The sequence below is a fragment of the Amycolatopsis sp. NPDC049159 genome (assembly GCF_040648295.1).
GTDB lineage: Bacteria > Actinomycetota > Actinomycetes > Mycobacteriales > Pseudonocardiaceae > Amycolatopsis > Amycolatopsis pretoriensis_A.
The window spans coordinates 121,483-137,614 of the sequence record NZ_JBEZDL010000014.1; the positions used below are offsets into that span (position 1 = coordinate 121,483).

Annotated in this window: 25 protein-coding genes; 5 read left to right on the plus strand and 20 right to left on the minus strand. The window is 69.5% G+C overall.

The window, feature by feature from the left end; all coding sequences use genetic code 11:
* From AB0B33_RS25725 to AB0B33_RS25800, 16 genes are all read right to left on the minus strand, one after another.
* Positions 1-264, minus strand: coding sequence for a hypothetical protein (locus AB0B33_RS25725; RefSeq protein WP_360776370.1), 264 nt, complete (start codon positions 262-264; stop codon positions 1-3).
* Positions 236-601: a hypothetical protein gene (locus AB0B33_RS25730; protein ID WP_360776372.1), complete on the minus strand. Its 366-nt coding sequence runs from the start codon at positions 599-601 to the stop codon at positions 236-238. The genes AB0B33_RS25725 and AB0B33_RS25730 overlap by 29 nt, the downstream gene beginning before the upstream one ends.
* Positions 602-612: 11 nt before the next feature.
* Positions 613-1,008 carry a Gp19/Gp15/Gp42 family protein gene (locus AB0B33_RS25735; protein WP_360776374.1) on the minus strand — a complete coding sequence of 132 codons (396 nt, stop codon included), beginning with the start codon at positions 1,006-1,008 and terminating at the stop codon, positions 613-615.
* Between the two features lie 6 nt (positions 1,009-1,014).
* Positions 1,015-1,383, minus strand: coding sequence for a hypothetical protein (locus AB0B33_RS25740; protein ID WP_360776376.1), 369 nt, complete (start codon positions 1,381-1,383; stop codon positions 1,015-1,017).
* 14 nt (positions 1,384-1,397) lie between these two features.
* A complete protein-coding gene (locus AB0B33_RS25745; protein WP_360776378.1) occupies positions 1,398-2,435 on the minus strand; it encodes a major capsid protein in 1,038 nt (345 codons plus the stop codon).
* A gap of 19 nt (positions 2,436-2,454) precedes the next feature.
* Positions 2,455-3,153, minus strand: coding sequence for a hypothetical protein (locus AB0B33_RS25750; RefSeq protein ID WP_360776380.1), 699 nt, complete (start codon positions 3,151-3,153; stop codon positions 2,455-2,457).
* Positions 3,154-3,166: 13 nt separating this feature from the next.
* On the minus strand, positions 3,167-3,901 hold the full coding sequence (locus tag AB0B33_RS25755; protein ID WP_360776382.1) for a hypothetical protein: 735 nt from the start codon (positions 3,899-3,901) through the stop codon (positions 3,167-3,169).
* Between the two features lie 133 nt (positions 3,902-4,034).
* Positions 4,035-5,063, minus strand: a complete 1,029-nt coding sequence (locus AB0B33_RS25760; protein ID WP_360776384.1) for a hypothetical protein — start codon at positions 5,061-5,063, stop codon at positions 4,035-4,037.
* Positions 5,041-6,525 (minus strand): hypothetical protein, encoded by a 1,485-nt coding sequence (locus AB0B33_RS25765; RefSeq protein WP_360776386.1) that lies wholly within the window; start codon positions 6,523-6,525, stop codon positions 5,041-5,043. The genes AB0B33_RS25760 and AB0B33_RS25765 overlap by 23 nt, the downstream gene beginning before the upstream one ends.
* Positions 6,522-9,068 (minus strand): terminase TerL endonuclease subunit, encoded by a 2,547-nt coding sequence (locus AB0B33_RS25770; RefSeq protein ID WP_360776388.1) that lies wholly within the window; start codon positions 9,066-9,068, stop codon positions 6,522-6,524. The genes AB0B33_RS25765 and AB0B33_RS25770 overlap by 4 nt, the downstream gene beginning before the upstream one ends.
* The gene (locus AB0B33_RS25775) at positions 9,040-9,522 is read right to left on the minus strand and encodes a phage terminase small subunit P27 family (RefSeq protein WP_360776389.1); all 483 of its coding nucleotides are present in this window, start codon (positions 9,520-9,522) and stop codon (positions 9,040-9,042) included. The genes AB0B33_RS25770 and AB0B33_RS25775 overlap by 29 nt, the downstream gene beginning before the upstream one ends.
* Positions 9,522-9,797 (minus strand): hypothetical protein, encoded by a 276-nt coding sequence (locus tag AB0B33_RS25780; protein ID WP_360776391.1) that lies wholly within the window; start codon positions 9,795-9,797, stop codon positions 9,522-9,524. Before AB0B33_RS25780 ends, AB0B33_RS25775 begins: the two co-directional genes overlap by 1 nt.
* Positions 9,797-10,039: a hypothetical protein gene (locus AB0B33_RS25785; RefSeq protein ID WP_360776393.1), complete on the minus strand. Its 243-nt coding sequence runs from the start codon at positions 10,037-10,039 to the stop codon at positions 9,797-9,799. Before AB0B33_RS25785 ends, AB0B33_RS25780 begins: the two co-directional genes overlap by 1 nt.
* 314 nt (positions 10,040-10,353) lie before the next feature.
* The gene (locus tag AB0B33_RS25790) at positions 10,354-10,545 is read right to left on the minus strand and encodes a hypothetical protein (protein ID WP_360776395.1); all 192 of its coding nucleotides are present in this window, start codon (positions 10,543-10,545) and stop codon (positions 10,354-10,356) included.
* 665 nt (positions 10,546-11,210) lie between these two features.
* Positions 11,211-11,387, minus strand: a complete 177-nt coding sequence (locus AB0B33_RS25795; RefSeq protein ID WP_360776397.1) for a hypothetical protein — start codon at positions 11,385-11,387, stop codon at positions 11,211-11,213.
* A 20-nt stretch (positions 11,388-11,407) separates the two neighbouring features.
* Positions 11,408-11,917: a GIY-YIG nuclease family protein gene (locus AB0B33_RS25800; RefSeq protein WP_360776399.1), complete on the minus strand. Its 510-nt coding sequence runs from the start codon at positions 11,915-11,917 to the stop codon at positions 11,408-11,410.
* 918 nt (positions 11,918-12,835) lie between these two features.
* On the opposite strand from AB0B33_RS25800, the gene AB0B33_RS25805 reads away from it, so the two are divergent.
* Positions 12,836-13,072, plus strand: coding sequence for a hypothetical protein (locus AB0B33_RS25805; RefSeq protein WP_360776401.1), 237 nt, complete (start codon positions 12,836-12,838; stop codon positions 13,070-13,072).
* Between the two features lie 112 nt (positions 13,073-13,184).
* On the opposite strand, the gene AB0B33_RS25810 is transcribed toward AB0B33_RS25805, so the two are convergent.
* From AB0B33_RS25810 to AB0B33_RS25825, 4 genes are all read right to left on the minus strand, one after another.
* A complete protein-coding gene (locus tag AB0B33_RS25810; RefSeq protein ID WP_360776403.1) occupies positions 13,185-13,622 on the minus strand; it encodes a DUF6221 family protein in 438 nt (145 codons plus the stop codon).
* Positions 13,623-13,761: 139 nt separating this feature from the next.
* Positions 13,762-13,917: a hypothetical protein gene (locus tag AB0B33_RS25815; protein ID WP_360776405.1), complete on the minus strand. Its 156-nt coding sequence runs from the start codon at positions 13,915-13,917 to the stop codon at positions 13,762-13,764.
* Positions 13,914-14,258: a DUF6221 family protein gene (locus AB0B33_RS25820; protein ID WP_360776407.1), complete on the minus strand. Its 345-nt coding sequence runs from the start codon at positions 14,256-14,258 to the stop codon at positions 13,914-13,916. Before AB0B33_RS25820 ends, AB0B33_RS25815 begins: the two co-directional genes overlap by 4 nt.
* Positions 14,251-14,496, minus strand: a complete 246-nt coding sequence (locus AB0B33_RS25825; protein ID WP_360776409.1) for a hypothetical protein — start codon at positions 14,494-14,496, stop codon at positions 14,251-14,253. The genes AB0B33_RS25820 and AB0B33_RS25825 overlap by 8 nt, the downstream gene beginning before the upstream one ends.
* Before the next feature lie 101 nt (positions 14,497-14,597).
* Between AB0B33_RS25825 and AB0B33_RS25830 the strand changes: the two genes are divergently transcribed.
* The 4 genes from AB0B33_RS25830 to AB0B33_RS25845 all read left to right on the plus strand — a co-directional run bounded on the left by AB0B33_RS25830 (position 14,598) and on the right by AB0B33_RS25845 (position 16,131).
* Complete coding sequence (locus AB0B33_RS25830; protein ID WP_360776411.1) at positions 14,598-14,813, plus strand: hypothetical protein; 216 nt, start codon at positions 14,598-14,600, stop codon at positions 14,811-14,813.
* A 64-nt stretch (positions 14,814-14,877) separates the two neighbouring features.
* The gene (locus tag AB0B33_RS25835; RefSeq protein ID WP_360776413.1) at positions 14,878-15,090 is read left to right on the plus strand and encodes a hypothetical protein; all 213 of its coding nucleotides are present in this window, start codon (positions 14,878-14,880) and stop codon (positions 15,088-15,090) included.
* Positions 15,091-15,450: 360 nt separating this feature from the next.
* Positions 15,451-15,576, plus strand: coding sequence for a hypothetical protein (locus tag AB0B33_RS25840; protein ID WP_360776415.1), 126 nt, complete (start codon positions 15,451-15,453; stop codon positions 15,574-15,576).
* A gap of 102 nt (positions 15,577-15,678) precedes the next feature.
* Positions 15,679-16,131 carry a hypothetical protein gene (locus tag AB0B33_RS25845; RefSeq protein WP_360776417.1) on the plus strand — a complete coding sequence of 151 codons (453 nt, stop codon included), beginning with the start codon at positions 15,679-15,681 and terminating at the stop codon, positions 16,129-16,131.
* Position 16,132: the final 1 nt, after the last annotated feature.

Here is a 16,132-nt window from a genome sequence, read left to right on the forward strand (position 1 = left end):
CTAGCTCTGCATGTCGGAGATGAGCCGCGCGGCGGCGGCGAGGAACTCGGGTCTGTGCTGCGGCCGCCGCGCTACGGCGCCGACGATCTCGAACCGCTGCCCGAGCTCGTCGGTCACGACCGATTCGGATGTCAGCACCGAGCTGGGGCCGACGAGGATCGTCCAGTTCGACAGGACGGTGGACTGCTGCCCGCGGAACTCGGTGGCGGCGGAGACGTCGACGACGGGTTTCTGGCTAAGCCTGGCCGGCTCGACGACGTCCACCGGCGGTCCCGGCGTCGGCTGGCCCGTCACCGGATTCGGCGGTCCCGTCGCCGGTCCCGGGTTCGTGATCGTGACTTGCTGATCCAGTTTCGGCGCCACTGGGCACCTCCTCGGTGCGCTGCTCGCCGCCGGACTCGTCGGTCCTCGCGGGCGGTTCGGTGGTGAGCGTGCCGTCGGCCAGACCGTCGACGACGAACTTGGACGTCGGCGACGCGAAGTGCTCACGCCCGTCTGCGTCGTACACCCGGGTCACGGTTTCGGCCGGCTGGTGCGCGGTCGCCGGGTTCTCGCCGGCCTGCTCGGTCTCGGTTTCGGTCTGCGTCGTCTCGTCGGCCATGCTCAGTTCCTCTATCCGGGGTGGACGGAGAACGCCTTGCCGCGGACTTCGTCGGCGCTCGGCCCGGTCGGCGTCAGCAGTCCGATCTGGTCAGCGGTGAGGTCGAGGCCCGCGGTCGTGGCGTCCTGGAAAACGATCGTGTACTCGGGGTGCGCCTCGGACTTCACGCCGCGCTTGACTTCCACGGTCTGCGTGACGACGTCAACGGACACCGCCTCAGCGAGGTCCCGCTCGATCGTGCCCGCCGCGAGGCCGGCGTCGAGGTCCGCGCCGACGTCGGCGAGCCGCTTCCGCATGATCGCCGAGACGTGGCGGATCACCTGATCCGCTCGCGCCTTCTCCGAGTCGGTGAACGTAACGGTGAGGCGGGTGGCCACGTCCTCAGCCCTGGCGTAGTACGTGGCCACCCGGCATCACTCCCCGTCGTTCTGCTGCGCGGCTTCGGCGGCGCGGCGCTCGCGCTCGTCGTCGACCGCCTTGACGATGTCGTCGCGGGTGGCTTCCGGCGCGATCGCCTCGAACCAGCCGAGTTTCCCGGCGTACTCGCGCCACGCCTCGGCGCCGCTGCCCTTCCCGGCCCGCGGCGGCTCGACGAGCTCCCCGCCGCCGGGCTTCGCCGGCTCCAGATCGACGGCCGGCGGTTCGCCGTCCCACACGTCCGGGTTGGTGATCGCCGCGGCCGCCCAAGCGGGCACCTCGTCGGCCGGCCCGAACGTGCCCGACTGCTGCGCGCCGTCGTCGGCGGTCGCGACGACGTGCACGAAGGTGTTCAGCCTCGCCATGCTCGCCACCCCTTCTACGCCACGTCGGCGATCATCAGGAGCTTCGGGTTGGCCAGCACCGGCATGCCGACCGCGTCGACGTAGGTGAACTCCCGGTACGGCGGGCCCGACTTCTCGACGACGCCGACGATGCCGGGCGCCTGCGAGAAGGACAGGTCGGCCTGGTTGGAGTTGACCAGCTCGAGCGAGGTGGCGGTGACGCCCCAGGCGGTGTAGCCGAGGTCGGTGACGTTCGGCGGGACGAAGATGACCCGGTCGTCGGGGATGACGCGGGTCGAGGTGCCGTCGACGTCGACGACGGTGTCGTAGACCATCTGGATCGGCGGCAGCCCGTACGCGCCGAGCGCTGCGTCCAGCCCGGGCCGGGTGATGAGCCCCGGCGTGCCGACGATGCTGGCCGCGAGGGTCCGCAGCTCGGCGTTCTGCAGCATGTAGTTCAGGATCCGCCGCGAGATCGCCATCCCGCCGGGCGCGAAACCGTTCGTCGCGACGTAGATGTCGATCCACGCGCTCAGGTTCGCGATGATCGTCGCCGAGGCGGTGTTCGACCAGAGCACGCCGGGCGCGACGAAGTGGTTCGCCGGCACCCCGAAGTCCGCCTCGAGGAACAGGCCCCCCTCACCGGCGAGCGTGAACTTGCCGTCGGTGAGGACGTCGCCGCGGGCCTGCTCCATGCGGGCCTGCACCTCACGGGTGAGGTTGGTGGCGTCGTCGTAGATCGCGTCGATCAGCGCCGCGTTGTTCGTGCCGCCGGTCCGCGCGAACTCGAGGTTCAGGCGCTCGAGCTCGCCGGTGGACAGCGACGTCGACAGCGGCGGCAGCTTCACGGTCTTGGTGAGCTCGGTGTCCCGCTCGGACACGTGGAGCCGGCCGTCGTAGGCGCGGAACCGCGCGGTGCGGTTGGTGCGGGTGAGCTCCGCGAAGTCGATGCTGTTCTTGTTGAACAGCCGGTCGGGGAGCAGCTGGTTGAGGACCTGGTCGGCGGGGGTGGGGACCTCGCGGACGAAGGTGGTGAGGGCGTCGGGCGTGACCGGCCCATCGAAGACGATCATGGTTCAGGCTCCTTGCCGGTCAGGCCACGAAGTGGATGAGCTTGAGGTCGGCCTGCCCGTTGGCGTTGAGGCCGAACGGCAGCTTGGACAGCTTCACGAAGCCGTGGACGAGCATCGCCGCGCCGACGTCCTTCGTGGTGTCCGCCAGGTTGGGGACCTTCACCGAGCTGAACAGCAGCCCCGCGGCGACGTCGAGCCCGCCGGTTTCGGTGCCGCCCGCGGTGGCGGTCGCGACGGTGACGGTGCCGGTGCCACCGGTCGGGGTCGTCGTCATCGCGGCGACGTCGGTGCCGGCCAGCGCGCCCTGGAAGGTCACGGTGTAGGGACCGCCAGCGTTGCCGGTGACGACGACGTTGCCGGCGCCGATGTTCGACAGCGCCTCGAGCGCGGCCTGCACCTGCGCGGCGGTGGCCGCCGCGGCGAGGCTGGCGGTGGTCTGGCCGTTCCAGGTGACGGTGAAGCTGGTCAGCCCGGAGCCGCCCTCGGTGAGGGTCTGGACCTCGTTGGACACGGTGTACGGGCCGTACAGGCCGTTGCTCTGCTTCGCGAGCGCGGTGCCGGACGGGATGTAGCCGTTCGGGTAGTGCACGCCCGCGGTGAAGGCGGAGATGTCGAGCGTGATGCTCGGGGTGGTGCCGGGGTCGGTGCCGTGCTGGCTGAGCAGCCAGGACCGCTTCTCGACCTGGTAGCTGGTCGTCTGCACCTCGATCGAGGTCATGATGGACTCGCTTTCAGGATGTCTTGGGCTTGCCGAAGCGGCGTTCCGCTTCGGCCTTGCCGGCGGCGGCGCCCGACTTCGGTGCCGGCTGGTGGTTTCCCTGCCCGGGGAGTGGGACCGGGGGCGTCGCGCCCGCGGTCTTCACGAGATACGCCTTGGCCTGGGCGAGCTCGGCGACGAGTTCGGTGACCTTCGTCTGGTCGACGTCGCCGTCCTTCGTGACCTTGACCTCGGCGAGCCGGTTGTGGAGCTGCACGGCAGCGTCGGCGGGGTCGTGGAAACCGGCTGCCGCGGCCTTGGCCTCGACCACGGCGCGGATGAGTCGCTGGTTGCCTTCGGCGCGCCCTTCGGCGCGTGCGGCTTCGACGGCCTTCTCCTGGTCGGTCTGGGTTGCGGCCTTCAGTGCGTCTCGTTCTTCTTCGGCTGCCTTAGCTCGTGCCTCGGCTTCGGCGCGGAACTGCCGTTCGGCCGCGAGTGCGCGCTGTCCGGCTTCGCCGAGCGGCTCGTCGGGCGGTTCGGGCGTCGCGCCCTGGCCGGCCGGCTGGCCGTTCGGTGCGGGTGGCGTGGCTGCCGGCGGCGCGGGAGGTGCCGCCGGGGGCTGTCCGCCGCCGGGGATCGGTCCGGATGCGCCCATGATCGGCCACACGGGGCGGCCGCCGACGATCCCGACGGCGCGCAGCGGTTCGCCCGTGCGCGGGTCTCGGATCAGCGGGTGGGTGGGCAGTTCGGGCAGGGTGGTGTTCCGCATCGCGCGGTCCTCCATCGGGTGGGCGTCTCGCCGCGTCGCGCGGTCGAGCCGGGGAAAGGCCGCGCGGGCACGTCGCGTGCCTGTGCGGGTGAAGCAGCCCCGCGCCGTCGCGGCGTCGGGGAAATCTGAGTGGTCAGATCAGGTAGGCGAACCGGCGGAGTTGTCGCAGCACCTCAGCCCGGTCCCAGTCGAACTCATCGGCCAGGCGGTAGATTTCGTCCGGCATCAGCCGAGGAGCGGTGGGCCGCCAATACCGAGTGCCGCGGTTGCCCGCGACGACCTTCCGGCGGAACTCGCTCCGCACCCGCTTCCGAAGCGACCCGTCCTCAAGCACCTCGTAGCCGCCGAACAACGCGCGCCGCGTCGTCCCCGTCGTGGTGATCTGCACTTCGCGGCCGTACAGCATCCCGGTCTGCACACCCTCGCGGGCGTTCACGATCTGGCCGATGTCCGCGCCGTCCCGGATCGCCTGCGCGCCGGCGGCGGTGAACACCTTGTCCTGGTCCTGCGTGGACAGCGAGTGGAAGTAGTGCTTCGGGTCGACGGTCCACGACTCGGATGGTTCCCGCGCGGCGGGCACCATCCGGCAGTCGCACCGCGGGTGCCGCTGGAACGCCGACACCCGGTACTTCCGGCCGGCCAGCACCGCGCACCGCGCGCAGGACACTCCGTTGAGGACCCGCACGTAGTGCAGGGCGCCCTGCGACCACATCGCCGCGGCGGTCGCTGTCCGGGCCACGTCGCGGACACCGTCGAGGACGATCGACATCGCGACCAACTGCGCGCGCCGCTGCGCCTCGACGACACCAAGGCTGCGGTTCGCGTCCCGCACCGAGTTCGGAGCGAAGATCAGGTTCCGGAGCCACGACCCGCCGCCGTCGGTCAGGTCCGCGAACCCGTCCGGGTTCAGCTCGAGCGCGTCGCGGGCGGGCGCGCTGTTCTGCGCTTGCAGTGACTTGCTGACGTAGTCGCCGGCGAGCCCGGCGATCTGGGTTTGCAGCTCGAGCATTCGCGGCGCGATGAGTGCGATCGCGTCGCGCCACGCCTCCGGAGAGACTTTGCCGCGGGTTGCGTCCGTGAGTTCGGTGAGCGCGGCGCGGGTGGTGGCGTCGGTGGCCTTGCCGTAGCGGGCGGCGAGGTCAGAGAGCCGGGACGGGAGCACCGTTCACCGCCGGCGGAGCCGGGTTCGGGTTGACGCCGGCGCCGCCGCTGACGTCGAGGTTGCGGAGATCGGCAGCAGCGGCGGCGAACGCAGTGCGGTTCGTGCCCATCCGCTCGCGCAAGCCGTTCTTGGTCTGCTCGCTGTACCCGAGATCGATCCATGCCTGCTCGTTGTCGATGATCCCGGCCTGGACGCCCTTCACCGCGGCGTCCATCTTCGACGCCAGCGTCGGCGTCGCCGGGTTCGCCCACTTCGCCTCCATCGCCGAGATCGACGACGGATCCTTCTCGAGGATGGCGTACTGGATCCGACCGGCCTGCTTCCACGAGCCACCGGCCCACAGGTTCCGCTTCTCCGTGCGCAGCACGAGCCGCTCGAGCGCGTACAGGATCGACTCTGCCGAGGGCGGGTTGTCGCTTGCGTAGCCCATGTACGCCGGCGGGAGCCCGTAGGCGGACGCGGCGACCTGCGCCAGCAGCTTGTGCGACTCGTGGAAGTTCCGCAGGTCGCTCGCAGCGAACTGCCCGACCTTGACCTCCGGGGCCTGCTGCCCGTTCCTCTCGGCGCGGGCGTGCGGGATGCCCCACACGTCGCCCATCGCGACCTTCCACAGCGGGACCTGGTTGCCGTGCTCGTCGACGAAGTCCTTCTCGGTCGCGCCGACGACCCACTTCCGACCGACAGCGTGGTGCTCCACCGCGGCGAGCATGTTCGTCGCGATCTGGTTCGCGCCGTCCAACGCCGGCTTCAGCTGCACCAGATCCGAGCGGCCAACGCCGCGGCGGGGGTTCGCGAGCATCGGGACCAGCGGCACCGACGGCAGCGATGGGTCGTCGCCGATGACGCGGGACCAGTCGCCGAGCGGGGCGGTCTCGCGCATCTTCCACTGGCTGTCGAGTTCGAACACCCGGCACGGGCCGCTCTCACCCGCGGCGGTGGGGACGTGCTTGAGGAACAGGGCCGCGCGCGGCTCGGTGCGGCCGAGCCCGCTGTCTTCCTGCCAGAGCTTCAGCCCGGCGATCGGCTGCCGGGTCCGCGGGTCGAGCTCGACGGCGACCTGGTCGGCGTACTCGGTCGTGACCAGCGGGCTGCCGCCCGGGCCTTCCGGGCCGACCATGAGGAAGTGCACGCCGCCGACCTGCATCGCGGTGTGCGCTTCGTCGGAGAGCTCGTCGAGGTTGTTGTCCTGCCACGACTTGTCCAGCTCGTTGACGGGTTTCTCCGCAAGGAGGAACGACTCGAACTTCTGCCGCTCCACAACGGACTGGATCACCAGCTCGGACCACGGGAGCAGCAGCGGCGGGAACCGGCCGTCCTGCTCGGCGATGATCCGGGCGACGTACACGAGGGCCTGCTCGAGGTCCATGTACTGCCACCACTGCAGCGCGTACTTGCGCTGTTCGGAGATCCGGTTCGACAGCCGGCCGTACCACTCGTCCGGTGTGAGGTCGGACAGCTTCACGCGGACCTCCCCCGGCTCGAAATCACGATCTTCGGACGTTCGGCTGGACCGGTGTCTTCGTAGGGTTCGCGGAGCATCGCGTTGCACGCCATCGCTGCGGCCGGCACCCCGTCGATCCGTTTCCCGACCTTGCCGCGCTCCGGCTTGTCCGGTCGGATCAGGTCCGGGTTGTACGGCGCTTTCCGGACCTCAACACTGTCGAAGCAGAACTCGGCGACCGGGTTGCCGTGGTGCAGGAACCGGCCGGTCTTGACCAGCGCCATGAGCTCGTTCATCCCCAGCGTCATGCTGGAGAAGTCGTTCTTGTAGGCCTCGATCTCCCACAGCCCGGTGTCGTTCTCGATCCGCTGGATCACCGGCGCCGACGACCACACGTCGCAGTCCGCGGCCAGCAGATCGAAGTCCTCCGCGTCGCGCGCGACGTCGGTGTAGATCTGCTCGTAGTCGACGACCGGGCCCGGCGTGGCGACGATCCAGCCCTGCTTGACCCACTTCGAGAACTTGTCGTCGTTCTTCTTGTCCAGCTCCCGCAGCGCCGCCTCGGGAAGCCAGAACCGCCACAGCGCGTGGATCCACCGGTCCTCGGGGATCAGCGTGCACCACGCCGTCAAGTCGCTGCGAGCCGCGAGGTCGAACCCCGCCCACGCCGGCCGGCCGCGCAGCCGGTCGCGGTGGTAGTCCGGGCGCAGCCAGATGTCGTTCGCGTCCCCACCGGACGCGCGGTAGAGGTGCATCGGCATCCACCGGAACTTCTGCTGCACCCGCTGATTAGTCTGGAACTGCCGGAACCCGTTCTCCTTCGCCGGGTCGTTCCGCGCGTCCAGGGCCTGCCGGCGCATCGCGTCGCGGGACTTGAACTGGTCGAGCGCCGGGTTCGGCCACTTCCAGTTCGCCTCGTCGAACGGATCCAGCGACACCGGCAAGTGCGGGTGCCCGGGGAACCGCTCGCGGAGCCGGTCGAGCTCGTCCTGCGAGTGCGGGAGCTTCCGCACGAACGCGAACACGTGCGGCGCCCGCGCCGGGTCCTCCTGCGTCTTCTCCGCCTCGTCGATCAGGTCCGCGCCGAAGCTGCTGTCGTCGTCGGTCTCGGTGGTCGTCGCGTACAGCAGCTCCTGCAGCCGCGCGCCGGCCGCGGTCGTCATGGCCTCCCACATCGACCCGTCCGGCTGCGACAGCACCTCGTCCAGGTTGAACGCGTGCGGGTTGTGCCCCAGCTCGCCCTCGGCGTCCGCGGTGAGGATCTCGTAGTGCGACCCGGACTTCTCGTCGATCAGCCGCCGGGCGTTCTTGTTGTGCACCAGACGCTTCGACAACGCGGGCGACAGCTGCGTCATCCGCAACGCGGGCTCGAACACCTTCCCGGCCTGCTTGGTGTCCTTCGCCGCGCAGTTGTGGCTAGCCAGCCCTTCGGCGAACAGCGTCTTGGTCGACGTCCCCAGCGCGACGACTTCGCGCTCGCCGAGGAACTCGACGCTCGCGACTTCAGCCCACCCGGTTCGCATCGCCTTGCCAGCCCACCAGCTGCGCGCGTTCGCGAGCAGCCGGACCGGCCGGACGCTGCCGAGGAATCGGAAGCACTCGCTCAGGCCGGTGAGCGAGAAGTTCGCCACGCCGGAGCCCTGGTGCCGGTTCTTCGAGATCGGGTAGCCGCGCTCTTCCATCAGCTGCCGCGTCCGGTCCATGACCTTGCCGGGCAGTTGCGCGAACGAGATCCGGTACCCGGACCGCTCGCCGCGGTGGAAGCTGGCCTCGCCGTCGAACACGCCGGAGAGGTAGCCGCCGCCGTAGGTCTCGTCGTTCTCCCAGGCCGGTCCGAGGTCGCGGATCAGTGACCCGGGTGCCATCGAGTCGGTGGTCAGCCAGCGCACGGTGTTGCTGCCGGCGCAGTTCTTCGCCAGCCAGCGGTGGTTCGCTGACGCGACGACCGTGCGGCCGTCCGTCAGGGTCACGCGGTAGCACGGCTGCATGACCCGGTCGACGGACGTGACCGTGGCCGGCTGCAGGCTCCGCCGGTGCTGACCGTCCGGGACGTTCTCGTCGAACCCGACGAGCTCGTCGCCGGGCTGTAGGTCGCCGATCGGACCCCACGTCAGGTCAGCGCGGAGCGCCCGCGTCTCAGGCGCCAGGCAGTACACCTCGGCGGACTCTTCGTCGTCGCCGACGAGCATGTACAGCTGGATCGCCGCGGCGATCTCGGACTTGCCGTTTTTCCGCGCGACGACGATGTAGGCGATGCGGTAGCGGCGCGCGTAGGTGCCCCACTCGCTCGACCACTGGACTTCGCCGAACAGCGGCCGGATGATCTCGAATTCTTGCCAGTCCAGCAGCAGGAACGGTGTCCGGACGAGCGGGCCCTTGACGTGGACGAGCATGCGGGCGAAGAACGTGACGACGCGGTCGGCGCGGGGCTCGCAGTAGTGCGCGCCGGACTTCGGGCAGGCGTTGCCGCGGAAGGTGTAGCCGCACACCGGGCCCGCGTCGTCGTCGGGGCGCCAGCGGGCCTCGAGGTCGTAGCTAGCCGGTGAGGAGGTCGTCGTCTGCACTGGCGGCGCCTCCCCCGATGGACAGCGATGCCCGGTCGCTCGGGGTGAGGCCGAACCGGGCGGCGTACTTCTGCATCTGCGCGTCCGCTTCGTTCAGCACGAGCGTCCACGGGTTCTTCGCGTACCGGTGCCCGGTCTCCTCGCCGTTCTTGTTGAACACCGGGAGCTCGATGACTTCGCCTTCGACCTGCAGGCGCTTCGATGCGTGGCGGCGGCGCACGACGGCGTCGCACCACGAGGCGAACGCTTCGACGTCCCAGCCCGTGAGCACGCCCTTGGCTTTCAGGTCGGCGGCCAGGGTGTGCCAGACCTCGACGGCCTGCTCGCCGAGCCAGTCCGGCGGCTCGACCGCCAGCGCGCCTGGCTTCGGCTCGTTCTGGTTGATCCGGTCCTTGCGGTGTCCGTGCAGCACGGCGATGTTCGTCGGCGTCTTGGCCGGTCCGCGCTCGCCCATCAGCGGCCGTCCTTGTCGGTCACGTCCACGCAGAACGGCGGGACGCCACCGTAGAACGACACCCACACGTGGCCGCCGTCGACGAGCTTCTCCAGGTCGCCCGGCTCGAGCATGCACCGCGCCGAGTACCGGACGCCGCCGATCGAAGCCGGGACGTCGGCGAGCATCTCGACCGGTGCGATCTTCTCGTTGGTCAGGTCGCCGTTCGGCGCGGACAGCACGATGCGCTTGGCGCCAGGCCAGATCGCATCCTCGGGGATCGGCGCGGGCCGCATCAGCCCTGCCCCTCGTCGTCCCTGCGCTTTTCGCCCTCGGCCGTGTCCATCACGGCCTGCGCCAAGTCCAGCGCCGGCCGGATCGGCTTGCCGAGCAGCGACCGCGACCCGACGCAAAGTTCGATGCCAGCGCGGAGGATGTCCCGCACCGGGCCACGGAGCGCTTCGGGCTGGATCACGTCGAGGTGAGCGAGAGCACCGGACAGCAGCATCGACGCGCTGCGAGGGCTGTGGTCGGCCATCTTGATCACCTCCGGTTACGGCGCTGTCGGAAACCTGTCCACGCGAGATCCACCCTTGCCCGGGGCGGAGAGCGCGTTGACCTGGGGGGAGGGGGCATCCCCTGGGGGTGTTTGATCAAGTGATGTCGATCTTCGTTGATCATCTTGTGATCGTCTTCTGTTGATCGACTGGTGTGCTCGGGCTGTGGTGCTGCCTGTGTCCTGCCGTGCTGCCCTGTGCTGGGTGGGTGGCTGTGCCGCCTGCTGCCCGGCGTGGGTCGGCTGGTGCGGTTGGCCGGGCGCGGGGTGTACGTGGCGCTCAGGCCCGCTCAGCTTCAGTCGGTGCGACCTCGTCGTGTGCGCCAGGCGTCGAAGGCGAGGAGCGCGAGCGTGGCGGTGAGGGTGCCGCCGAGGCTGACGAGCCAGCTGGCGAAGCGCTCGGGTGGGGCTGGCGGTGTGGCTAGGACGACCAGGCTGGTGATGGCGAGGACAGCGGCAAGGGTGACGCGGGCGAGGGACCAGTACATGCGTTCTCCGATGGGGGCGTCGGGTCAGCGTGGTCGTGGTGCGCGGTGCGGGTTGGTGGCGGCCTGTGCTTTGCGGCTGTTGCAGGCGCGGCAGAGGACGTCGTGCTTGGCGTGTGGGTCGCCACCGGCTGCGATCTCGACGGGGTGGTCGGCGGTGAGGTCGGTGCTGGGGTGGGCGGGGACGCGGTAGCCGGGGCAGTTCCAGCCGTGCTTTGCGACGTGGGCTTTGACGGCGGCGCGTCGGCGGTTGATCTCGCCCCAGTCCCTCGTTCGTTTCGTCGGGGTGGTGCGTGTGCGGTGGCGTTGGTCGGCGCGTGCGTGGCGTTCGCAGGGTCCGCGGTGGTCTTGGTCTGCGGACTTGAGGGGGCAGCCGGGCCGGGTGCAGGTGTGGACCGGCACGGATCAGGTGGGCTGCGGGGTTGGGCGGGTGACGGCTGCGAGCGCGGAGGTCCAGGCTTCGGCGTGCTGCTCAGCTCGGCTGTTGATCTCCGCTTCGAGGGGCGCGCGACGGGCGAGTTCGAGTTCGGCGAGCGAGGTTGGTGTGGAGTCGGGCATGGGGGCCTGCCCTTCGTGGTCTCAGGCGGGGACGGCGAGCGGCTGGTGGTAGAGGTTCGGAGCGCAGGTCGCGCACTCCGACTCGAGGTTGTCCATCGTGGACCTCCGGGTCAGTCGAGGACGAGGTCGAGCCACACGCCGAGCAGCACCTTGCCGGGTTTGCCGCAGAGGAGGCAGGTGACGTAGTCACAGGTGTGGTCTTCGTGCAGCTTGGGTCCGGCGATGTGGGCGTGGACACCGATCGACAGGTTGAGGGTGGTGGGGAGCTTCGGGAGCTGGTTGGCCACCGGTGCTCGCCTCCGAGGTGTCAGGCGGTGAAGGCTTGGATCGCGGGTGCGCCAGCCTTCGCGCGGAGTTCGTTCACGTGCTCGATCAGCTTCGGGCCGGGCGCGAAGTACTCCTGGCCGAGCGACAGGTACTCGCGGAACTGCTGGTGCCGCTTCAACTCAAGTTCCTGGCCGCCGGCTTCGTACGCAAGCAGACGGCGGTTGAGCGGGTAGGCCCTCATGCGCTTCCGCAGGCTTCCGGTGTAGCCGATTTTCAGGTGCTCACCGAGCTGCACGTAGTAGACCACGAAGGTCTTGGCACTGTCGGCGACCCTCTGGCGTTCGCGGTCGGCCTGGATGCGCTCGACGTTGTGCCAGAGTGCGTAGAGCGGATCGCTCGCGAGGGGCGCCATCGCTTCGCGGATGTGCCGGTAGAGCTGCTTCGCGTGGTGGGCGCAGATCGGGAACGGGACGTCGTCGGCGCTGGGGTCATCGCAGAAGCGATTGTTGCGCTGTACGACCGTGCAGGTGACGTGGGTACGCTGTCGCATGTCGACCTCGTGGTGTGGGGTTGACCGAGCCCCGGGACGGTTGCAGCCGTCGCCGGGGCTTTCTTGGTGTCGGGGCCGGGTCACGAGGGGAGGATGAACCTCAACCACTCTCGTCCCGTGGGATCCTACAAAAATTAGCGTTCGCAGTTGCGTTCGCGCAAGACCTAGATCGAAAAATCTTGGAAGCGCGCTGGCCGAGACGTGAAACGGCCCCGCGCGGTGGCGGGGCCGTAGGGCCGCAGCTGCTCGCCACGGCGGGGTTGCTCTCGGGCCGGTCAGGTTCCGGTGGGCTGATCAACGGCAGCCGGGGCGGCGACGCGGTGGGCGTCGGCGGGGGTGGGCTGCGGTCGGGTCATGGCGGCGAAGGTAGCCGGGCCGGGCGTGGGTCGTCAAGCGGGTCGTCGGTGGTCGGGGCGGGGTCTCGCGTGCGCGTGTACGCGCGCGGGCGCTCACGCGTGCGCGACCCACAAACTCAACCACCTCAGGAACGTAAGAGAACCACTTCCCCTTCCCCCTCCCCCTAGGGTTCGGGGATCCCTTAAATGGGTGAGTCCATTCGAAGGATTCGGGGAACCCTTCTCGTAGTGTTCGCGAAGGGTTCGGCACCACTACATATTGTGGTGGTCGAAGGGTTCGGGGAACCCTTCGCGAAGGGTTCCCAGCTTGCCGATCGGCTAGTGGTCGGGCCCGTCATGGGGATGCGTTGGCGGGCCCGACCAGACACCGACCGTAGAACAGGTGTTCGACATTCTGCAAGGGTTCGGCTAGCGTCAACCACGGCCACGGCGAGACGGGGAAGGTCCCGCCCCGGCCACCACACCGCATGCCGCCCCGGTCACGCACACGGGGGAACTTCGAACACTCGCACCGGAGCGCGACCGGGCGGCATGCACCCCAGCCTGCCGGGAGGAGCAGCTCGTGCCGTGCGTCGCCCGCCACAAGGTCACCCGCGAGAAACGCGTCTGGCGCGACCGCATGGACTGCGACAGGTGGTTCCGCCGCAGCAACGAGCCCGGCCTCGACCAGGCCGACTGGGACATCGTCGACGACGAGCCGGTGCCGTTCTGGGGCTCGGGGATGATGCACCCGGGTCCGGATGGTCGGGATCCGAACGGGCCGGTCTACGACACCGCGGACTTCGAGCCGGCTGGCTGACGTCCACGCGCCCAGACGACGGGGACGCGGCCGGGCACGCTGATGTAGGTCGAGTTGCCTACCTTCCGGCGCGGGCACATCGTAAGGATCGGCGGGCCCGGCTTCGGCTCGCTCATGGTCTCCAGCTCTCCTCGTAGCCCGGATGGTCCGAGTACGGAAGGGCCAGCAGGCGCAGCGTCGAACATGGCCAGACCTGGGTCGAGTAGTCGAGGCAGTCGTCGCAGGAGTCACCCGTTGCGCACTTGCGGCAGAACTGCTGATCGCTCGAAAACTGGGTGTCAGGCTGGTGCATGTCGATGATGGCCCGCTTGGCTTCGACCTCGCGGAGCACACGAGCCGGGTCCCAGTAAACGATGTGATCAAACTTGGCCCGCTCGGTCACGTCCGTGTCGACGAACGGCTCCTCGCCGTAGGCGCCGATCGAGTAGTACGCGTTCTCGCCGTCCGGGGTCTCCTCGGTGCCCACCGACCAGGCCGCGCCGCCAGCCTCGCGCGCGACCCGCTCGTCTTCGTCGAGCTGGGCTCTCAGCCACGTGATCAAGTCGTCCATCACGACCCCACACCCGGGAGCCGAACCGCCTGAATCTTCGCCACGCAGTCCGGGCAGAGAATCTTCCCCGGCCCGGCGGGCTTCTCGTCGCACTTCGAGCACATCGGCCCGGTCACGGCCGCCTCGTCGCTCATCGCTCTCACTCCTCTCCGCGCTCGACGCGGTCTGCGCGAGCGAGCAGCCTTGCCCGTTCTTCGTCGCCACCCCAGGCGTGGATACGGCTCGCGGTGTCGCGGAGGCGAGCAGCGAACTCGACGTTCGTCTCGCCGTCGTGGCGCTGCATGTCGTCGCTCATGGTCGGAAGTCCTCGGTGTAGTCGGAGTGTCCGGCGTAGACGGTCGCGAGCCGCTTGATGACGTCGCGGATCAGCTGGCACTCCATCTCGCGGGCCGGGTTGTCGAGGTCGGCGCAGCGGCGGGCGTAGTCGTCGAGGATCGCTTTCTTCGCCCGGACGTCAGCCAGCGTCATGTCGGCCTGCCGCCGCCACTCCCCGCCGTCGTAGACCTCGATCCCTGGTCCACTCGACTTCGCGTCGTCTTCCGCCTCGTCAAGCCGGGCCCAGAAGAACGCGATCAACGGGTCGCTCACCGGCTCCAGATGCACCGCCTCGCGCGTCGGCACGTGCTCGTCATCCACGGTCAGACTCCTTGGCGCCGTACTTGCCGTCTCGGATCATCGCGACGTACTCGCGGGTGAAGCCGCTCCGGCGGGCGATCTCGGACACCACGCCGCGCTTGGGTTCGCCGCCGTTGAGCTCGGGGATGGCTGCGCGGATGGCGCCGTAGAGCTCTTCTCGGATGCCGCCGGCCTCGCGCTCGGCGGCATTGAGGCGCTCGCGGATCTCCTCGATGCGAGTGTAGTGCTCTTCGTCCACTGGCCGACTGTACCTCATTGCGAAGTCACTTCGCGAACCCTGTTGACTTACGTGAAGTGGCTTCGCTAAGCTACTTCACATACCGAGCCACGGAGGACACGATGACCGACCAGCCCCACGCCCCCAAGATCGCCAGCAAAGCCACCCTCGCCAGCGCCGCCGTCCGCGCCCACATCGCCGTCGCCCTCCGCGATGCCCTCGCCGCCGTCGCCGACCCCGACACCACCGTCACCCACCCCGACGGCGGCCCCATCACCGTCACCGCCTACGGCCGCACCATCCAGATCACCACCACCGACATCACCGACCAGAAGTAGCCCGACCGCCCCCCGGCTCCGGCCGGGGGTACCACCACTGTCCACACCAGACAGGAGAACCACCATGCGCATCCCGCCCATCGCTTACGCCGCCGAGTTGGAGCAGGCCGCCACCGTCTCCGCGTGCGAAGACCAGTGCCGAAGCGAGGGCTACCGCTCTGGCTGGTCGACGATCCAGGCCTACGGCCACGACGGCATCGAGCTGATGATCGAGTACGGGAACGGCATCTACGAGATGGAGACTGGCCACCCGGCCGCCTTCGTCCTCTTCCACTGACTTCCGCCCCCGCCGCGCGTAGGCGCCGCCGGTCCACGACCGAGCAGGGGCACGAGGGGCCGGCTGTGGAACCCCAAGGTGGACAGGAATACGGGTCGCTCCCCGGAGACCCTGTGCCCGCCACAGCCGCGGTGCCGTGAGGTCGCGCCTACGGCACGCGCCCGCCCGACTGGCCAGCGCAGGCGGGCGCAACCCCACCAACATCAACTGTTCAAGCTCCGCCCTCCACACAGGAGTGACCATGCCCGACCGCACCGAGCACTACGCCGAACTCCGCGCGAAATACCCGCAGCTGCCCGAACACCATTGGGAGTCCATGCGGCGGGAGGACGCTCTGCGGGACGAGCAGGACTCCGCGACATGCCCACGCCGGCGCTTCTCCGGATGGCCGAGTCGGTCACCCCGACCACCTCCGCTGTCGCCCGCGCCATCCTCGACGCCCGCGAGGCCGTCGGGCCGCCGCGCGACCAGATCTTCACCAGCTGAGCCGAAACGCCCTTCGGGGCGTCCCCGGGATCGTGACCGGGCTGACGATGGCTCCCTCGCCAGAATCTCCGGCGTTCGCCGATAATCCTTTGTGGACGAACCATGCCCAGAGCACACCACGGCGGATCGCCGCTCACCAAACGCCAGCAGCACAAGAAGACCGCCAAGGACACGGCGATCACCGCGCACGCGGCTGGCATCGACCACGGCATCCACGTGGAGCCGTGGGACCACGGCCGCTGGGAGCGGGCCGTCACCACCCACACCGCCGGACATGCACCGGCACCAACCACAGGAGGAACCATGTCCGCGACCGAAGACGCCGCCGCCCTGCGCGCCATCACGCTGCCGTTCGCCGCGATGCAGCAGGCGCAGACCGAACTGGACCAGGCGATGAACACGGCCTCGACCTTGCTCGGCTCCAGCGGCACCGGTCTCCAGGCCGTGCAGGGCGCCATCCAGGCCGCGAAGCAGGAGATCGACGGCGCCTACTCGATGGTGCAGGAGGTCGAGAACCAGCTGGAGCAGGCCGCCAGTGGACTGACCCAGGGCTGAA

Excerpts from the sequence above, each read along its gene's own strand:
- AB0B33_RS25845 (WP_360776417.1), top strand. The coding sequence starts at position 15,679 with ATGCCCAGAGCACACCACGGCGGATCGCCGCTCACCAAACGCCAGCAG.
- AB0B33_RS25785 (WP_360776393.1), bottom strand. The coding sequence starts at position 10,039 with ATGGCCGACCACAGCCCTCGCAGCGCGTCGATGCTGCTGTCCGGTGCT.
- AB0B33_RS25745 (WP_360776378.1), bottom strand. The coding sequence starts at position 2,435 with ATGATCGTCTTCGATGGGCCGGTCACGCCCGACGCCCTCACCACCTTC.
- AB0B33_RS25800 (WP_360776399.1), bottom strand. The coding sequence starts at position 11,917 with ATGCGACAGCGTACCCACGTCACCTGCACGGTCGTACAGCGCAACAAT.
- AB0B33_RS25730 (WP_360776372.1), bottom strand. The coding sequence starts at position 601 with ATGGCCGACGAGACGACGCAGACCGAAACCGAGACCGAGCAGGCCGGC.
- AB0B33_RS25775 (WP_360776389.1), bottom strand. The coding sequence starts at position 9,522 with ATGGGCGAGCGCGGACCGGCCAAGACGCCGACGAACATCGCCGTGCTG.
- AB0B33_RS25740 (WP_360776376.1), bottom strand. The coding sequence starts at position 1,383 with ATGGCGAGGCTGAACACCTTCGTGCACGTCGTCGCGACCGCCGACGAC.
- AB0B33_RS25840 (WP_360776415.1), top strand. The coding sequence starts at position 15,451 with ATGCCCACGCCGGCGCTTCTCCGGATGGCCGAGTCGGTCACCCCGACC.
- AB0B33_RS25790 (WP_360776395.1), bottom strand. The coding sequence starts at position 10,545 with ATGTACTGGTCCCTCGCCCGCGTCACCCTTGCCGCTGTCCTCGCCATC.
- AB0B33_RS25815 (WP_360776405.1), bottom strand. The coding sequence starts at position 13,917 with ATGAGCGACGACATGCAGCGCCACGACGGCGAGACGAACGTCGAGTTC.
- AB0B33_RS25835 (WP_360776413.1), top strand. The coding sequence starts at position 14,878 with ATGCGCATCCCGCCCATCGCTTACGCCGCCGAGTTGGAGCAGGCCGCC.
- AB0B33_RS25810 (WP_360776403.1), bottom strand. The coding sequence starts at position 13,622 with ATGGACGACTTGATCACGTGGCTGAGAGCCCAGCTCGACGAAGACGAG.
- AB0B33_RS25830 (WP_360776411.1), top strand. The coding sequence starts at position 14,598 with ATGACCGACCAGCCCCACGCCCCCAAGATCGCCAGCAAAGCCACCCTC.
- AB0B33_RS25750 (WP_360776380.1), bottom strand. The coding sequence starts at position 3,153 with ATGACCTCGATCGAGGTGCAGACGACCAGCTACCAGGTCGAGAAGCGG.
- AB0B33_RS25755 (WP_360776382.1), bottom strand. The coding sequence starts at position 3,901 with ATGCGGAACACCACCCTGCCCGAACTGCCCACCCACCCGCTGATCCGA.
- AB0B33_RS25780 (WP_360776391.1), bottom strand. The coding sequence starts at position 9,797 with ATGCGGCCCGCGCCGATCCCCGAGGATGCGATCTGGCCTGGCGCCAAG.